This window comes from Oscillospiraceae bacterium (assembly GCA_035353335.1).
Classification (GTDB): Bacteria; Bacillota; Clostridia; order Oscillospirales; family JAKOTC01; genus DAOPZJ01.
Map to the genome: position 1 here is coordinate 1 of DAOPZJ010000054.1, position 5,991 is coordinate 5,991.

Annotated in this window: 5 protein-coding genes; all 5 read left to right on the plus strand. The window is 49.6% G+C overall.

Features of this window, described 5'->3' with window-relative positions; translation table 11 throughout:
• The first annotated feature begins 81 nt into the window (after positions 1 to 81).
• The gene (locus tag PKH29_10325) at positions 82 to 408 is read left to right on the plus strand and encodes a hypothetical protein (protein HNX15230.1); all 327 of its coding nucleotides are present in this window, start codon (positions 82 to 84) and stop codon (positions 406 to 408) included.
• 214 nt (positions 409 to 622) lie between these two features.
• Positions 623 to 1,678, plus strand: a complete 1,056-nt coding sequence (locus PKH29_10330; GenBank protein HNX15231.1) for a Fic family protein — start codon at positions 623 to 625, stop codon at positions 1,676 to 1,678.
• Positions 1,679 to 1,975: 297 nt separating this feature from the next.
• Entirely contained in the window at positions 1,976 to 3,166 is a 1,191-nt protein-coding gene (locus PKH29_10335; protein HNX15232.1) for an IS481 family transposase, read from the plus strand.
• 155 nt (positions 3,167 to 3,321) lie between these two features.
• Positions 3,322 to 4,752, plus strand: coding sequence for a tRNA (N6-isopentenyl adenosine(37)-C2)-methylthiotransferase MiaB (miaB, locus tag PKH29_10340; protein HNX15233.1), 1,431 nt, complete (start codon positions 3,322 to 3,324; stop codon positions 4,750 to 4,752).
• 28 nt (positions 4,753 to 4,780) lie between these two features.
• The coding region (locus PKH29_10345; GenBank protein HNX15234.1) for an alpha-L-fucosidase at positions 4,781 to 5,991 on the plus strand (1,211 nt) is incomplete at its 3' end.

Below are 5,991 nucleotides of genomic sequence, written 5' to 3' on the forward strand. Positions count from 1 at the left end.
TGATCTTGACCTCGTTTACAGCTTACTACTCCTCGCTGTTCTAGTCAAGACCCTTTTTTAAATAATAAAACGCCGGATGCCATGTCAGATGAAGAATTGCGTATTTTCGCATTAAGTAATATGCAACTCCTTATAATAACCGGGATCGAAGAAGGAAAATATGCGGATAAAGCTTTAGAGGCTTTTGAACTGATCATCAAAAGGAAAAAGGGAACTCCGGAAATATACGAAGCTTATATATTGATTTTAGAATTAACCTATCAATATGAAAAATCATACGATTTATTATTATCTTTATTACATGACGGCAACGCAAAAGAGCTGGCATTAAATTTTTATCATCCTATACTTATTGCGCTGAAAAATTACAGAGTTTCAGTGACTTTATATCTTGCAAGAAAGAATTAATAAATATGACTAAAGATTTAGAAGATAAAAAGAAATTACAAAAAGAATTACAAATATATAAAAATGATTGAAAAAGAAGTTTGAATCGGCAGTTCCACTCGATAAAATAAAGCATATCTGCACATAATATTTAAAGAAATGTGCAGATACCTGGCAAATCTCCTTGACTATCTGCATATAAAGCGGTATAATATATGCAGATAGGAGGATCAGTATGAGGAGATTTGACTATTCGTTTCTGAATAATACCTTGCTACCGTCGAAAATGTTGAACCAAGCCGCCGGTATCTATTCTTTTAAGACAATGGCAGGCACCCGGAAGGATGAATACACAAAGATTTTCACGGAGTTAGAGGCGATCGCCAAAGTCCAATCGGTGAAAAGCTCAAATGCGATTGAAGGGATTATTACAAGCGATGAGCGCATTAAAGCGATTGTAAATGAAAAAAGCGCACCCTTGAATCATGATGAAGCTGAAATCGCCGGTTACAGAGATGCGCTTAATGCGATTCATACAGATCATGAATATCTTGATTTGCGGGAAACGGATATCTTGAAGCTTCATGAGACGCTGATGTCTATGACCAACTATGAGTACGGCGGAAGATACAAAACGGAAGATAACGTGATTTTGGAAACCGATCACGAAGGAAACCGCAGAGTTCGTTTTCGCCCGACGCCGGCATCCGAAACGCCGAAAGCAATGGAACAGATGATTCTGGCTTACATGGAAGCGAGAGATGATTCAAACATCAATCCGCTTCTGTTAATCCCCTGTGTCATTCTTGACTTCTTATGCATCCACCCTTTCCGGGATGGCAACGGCAGAATGTCACGGCTGCTCTCCTTGCTGTTGTTATACAAAAACGGATTTGACGCCGGAAAGTACATCTCGTTTGAAGAGCAGATTCATCACAACAAAGGATATTATTATGAATCCCTAAGGGTCTCATCCGAAAAATGGGAAACAAACGAAAATGAGTATACTTCCTTCATCGGGAACTTCCTTTACACGCTATATATTTGTTACAAAGAGCTGGATAAACGCTTCTCCGTTTTGGATGAAAAGCGGACAAAGACAGCGCGAATTGAAGCCGCCGTGTTAAACAATCTGACACCGATCTCAAAAACAGAAATTTGTAAAAACCTCCCCGACGTAAGCCCTTCTACCGTTGAAGCGGTCCTTGGCGCAATGATTCGTGGGGGCAGAATCCGGCGCGTCGGTGAAGCGAGAGCGTCTCGGTATATGAGAGCGGAAAATGGAAAATAGGAGAGGAATGCGCGTAGGGCGGCCATTGGCCGCCCGCCCTTCGGCATTTCGATTTAATTCCTGATCTCAGTCCGCGTTGTAGGGCGGGGTGTGGGCACCCCGCCCTACAATTAATATTTTCTCGTGGTACAACGCGGACGGCCGATGGCTGCCCCTACCGCAAACGGGCGAACGCAGTGTATAGTATGGTAACATCATTTACAGAATGTATGGAGACATAGTTTACACATTTCAAGTATAATAAGGGCATCGAAAAAGCGAAGGAGCGCATGAAAGATGCCATGGAAGGTGGAAACTGTGGATAAAATCAGGAAAGAATTCACACAACGTGTACTATGCCAAGACAAGAACACGGCAGCACTCTGCCGGGAGTATGGGATCAGTCGACCGACCGGATACAAGTGGTTAAAGCGCTGTCAGAAAGGTGAGACGCTGGATGATCGAAGTCGGAAACCCTTCCATACCCCCAACAGGATCAGTAAGGAAACCGAAGATTTAATCATTGCGGCTAGAAAGAAGGAACCGGCAATCGGGGCGACAAAGATAAAACGAATGCTTAAAAATGCCGGGAACACCGGACTGCCCTGTATGAGTACCGTAAATGCCGTACTCAAACGTAATAACCTGATTACACCGGAAGCCAGCCAAGCTGCGACGCCGTACCAACGTTTTGAGAAAGCCGAGCCAAACATCATGTGGCAGACGGATTTTAAGGGACACTATGCCATGGGCAACGGGCAACGTTGTCATCCGTTGTCGGTCATTGATGATCATAGCCGGTTTTGCCTTTGCGCCGATGCAAAGCCGAATGAACAACGAGAAGGGGTTGTAGAGAGCTTCAAGCGGATTTTTGAGGAATACGGTATGCCTCAAATATTACTTTGTGACAACGGAAATCCTTGGGGCACAAGCCAAAGTGCGGGTTACACACTATTTGAACTCTGGCTGATGGAGCTTGGCGTTCTGCCGATTCATATCCGATTTAAGCACCCCCAAACGCAAGGTAAAGATGAACGTTTCAATCGTTCTTTTAAGGACGAGCGATTGAGGTTTTACATACCTTTTGATCTGCAGGATGCAGATCGTCAACGAGTTGAATATCGAAGCTTTTACAACAATGAGCGACCGCATTTCGCACTTGATTTGGATGTTCCGGCTCAGCATTATACTTCGAGCAACCGAAAATACATTCAGAAGCCGGCGGATTGGGCATACGGCGCAGAATATGAGCTGAGGAAGATTAAGAAAAGCGGTTTCCTCGCTTACGGAGGTCAAGGTTATTTTTTGAGTGAGGCGTTTGGAGGTAAAACGATTGCCATAAAGCCATCATCAAAGGATGGATTCATGAATCTTTTTTACCGTCAGTTTAGAATCGGACGCATCGATCTTAAAGAACGGGCTTTGGTATCACGAAAATGTTATTTGACTGAAGGTGATCCTCGGACATCCGAAGGAAAATCAATCGTACCGTCGATTTCCGGGACATGAAATGTGTAAACCATGTCCTCGGACAAAGTGTAAACTATGTCATACTTGACACGCAGTTCGCCCCTACATTTTACCCTATAATATATCGTTCGGCTTGACAAAACCGCTCAAAAACCGCTATAATAAACCCAATCGGACTGGGGGTTTTGCGGGGGATGAGCGAAGCGGGTGTGTTTCATGTCGGCGGTGACGAGATTTCGGCACAGCGTCGTTTTATGGCTCTTCTGAAGAGCCGAAACGACGCGTTTTTTGTCGAAACCGGACTTCGGCGCCTGGCGTTTGTGCACTCCTACGGCTGCCAGCAGAACGCCGTCGACGGCGAGCGGATTTCCGGAATGCTCGCCGAGTGCGGCTATGTGTTCACCGACGACCCCAAAGCCGCCGACCTCGTGGTCTACAACACCTGCGCGGTGCGCGAAAACGCCGAGGACCGCGTGTTCGGAAACACCGGCGCGCTGCTCGCCTCGAAACGCAAAAATCCCGATAAAATCATCTGCCTTTGCGGCTGCATGATCCAGCAGCCCGAATCGGCGGAGAAGATCAAAAAGCACTTCCCCTATGTCGATATGCTGGTCGGGACCCACGCAGTGCATAAATTTCCGCAGCTGCTTTTCGAAAAACTGCAAAACGGCGGGCATGTGTTCGAGACCCCCGGCGGCGACGGCGTAATCGCCGAAGAGCTGCCGGTCATGCGCTCCGATTCGATCTATGCGGGCGTTTCGGTGATGTACGGGTGCAACAATTTCTGCACCTACTGCGTTGTGCCGAACGTGCGGGGCAGGGAGCGCAGCCGCGAACCCGGGGCGATTCTCTCCGAGGTCGGCGGCCTTGTGCGCGGCGGGTGGAAAGACATCACGCTGCTCGGGCAAAACGTCAACTCCTACGGCAAAAATGACAATAACAAGCCGGATTTTCCGGAGTTGTTCAAACAGTGCTGCACATTCCAGGGCGACTACTGGGTTCGGTTTATGACGAGCCACCCGAAAGACGCGGACGAGGCGCTGTTTGAGGTGATCGCCTCCGAACAGCACGCGGCAAAGCATCTGCATCTGCCGGTGCAGTCGGGTTCGGATGAAATTTTGCGGCGGATGAACCGCCGGTACGACGCCGGGGCCTATTTAAAAAAGCTCGGGGCGATGCGAAAACTTTACCCCGATATCGCGCTGACGAGCGACATCATCGTCGGATTTCCGGGCGAGACCGAGAACGATTTTCAAAAGACGCTTGAACTGGTCGAAGCGGTGCGGTATGATTCGTTATATATGTTCATTTATTCGCCGAGGCCGAACACGCCCGCGGCGGGATATGAAAACCAGATTCCGCAGGAGGAAAAAGTCGAGCGGTTCGAGCGACTGCTCGCCTTGCAGGACAAAATCGCGGAGCAGAAGCACAAGGCGCTTGTCGGCAAAACTCTGCGGGTGCTCACCGAACAGTTTGAACAAAAGCACAAAATGTGGAGCGGCAAAGACAGCGGCGTGACTCGGGTGTTGTTCGCGGGCGAAGAAAACGAAAATTTGCGCGGGCAATTTATTGAAACCGAAATCGTTTCGGCCGGGAGGCACTGGGTCACCGGCCGCCGGATATAAATTGAATCAATTTTTAGGAGGAATTGTCATGTCGGAAAATCCCTTTGCGCAGAAACTGACCAAAAAACAGTATGAGGCCGAGGTCGCCAAAACCCGGGACGCGCGCATGAAATGGTTCGCGGACGCCAAGTTCGGCATGTTCGTGCACTATGGGCCGTATGCGGTCGCCGGGATGCACGAGTGGTATCTGGCGCTGAGCGGCATCAGCAACGAACAGTACGAACGCGAGGTCACGCAGAAGTTCCATCCGAAAAAGGGCTGCGCCTATGAGTGGGCGAAACTGGCCTCCGAAGCGGGCTGCAAATACATGGTCATGGTCACCCGCCATCATGACGGCTATTCGATGTGGGATTCCGACTGCAATCCTTATAACGTGGTCAAATACGGGCACGATTACGACGTGGTCGCCGAGTTCGTCGACGCGTGCCGCAAATACAACATGCGCATCGGGCTTTATCACTCGATCATCGACTGGCACAATCCCGACTGCGGCGACAGCGCAAAGGATTTTGACGCGCGTATCCGCTTTATCAAATACCACCGCGACATGCTGACCGAACTGCTGACCCGCTACGGCAAGATCGACATGCTCTGGTATGACATGTGCTATCCGTTTACCGGGGAAAATCTCGACTTTGTCGCGACGAACAGCATGGTGCGAACCTTGCAGCCGGACATTATCATCAATCCGCGCTCGGGCCTCGACGAAGACCTTGACACGCCCGAAGAGCGCCTGAACCCAACCGGAAAACAAAAATACTTCGAGGCCTGCATGACCTTTAACGGGCTTTCTTGGGGCTACGTCGACAGCGAAGAGATCGCGGGATATTCCTATACCCCCCAGCGCATCATCAAGATGATGGCCGAGACCGCCGACCGAAACGGCAATCTGCTTTTAAACATCGGCCCCGCGCCCGACGGAAGCGTCCCCGCCGACGCGGTCAAACCGCTTCAAATCGTCGGCGAATGGCTCAAGGTGAACGGCGCGGCGATCTACGGCGCGAGCAAGCCCATCGACATGTGGGTTCCGAACGGCAGGCCGACGTTAAAAAAGGACAATATGCTCTATGTGATTCAATTGATCACGCCGGTGCTCGGGTATCTGCCGGTCAACGGCGTCGGCGCGCCGGTCAAAAAGGTGCGCTGCCTGACCGACGGCAAAGAATACGAGTTCACGCAGGAGGGCACAGAGCTGACGATTCTCGGCGTCGCGCACGGGCATGTCGACAAGATCGCCGG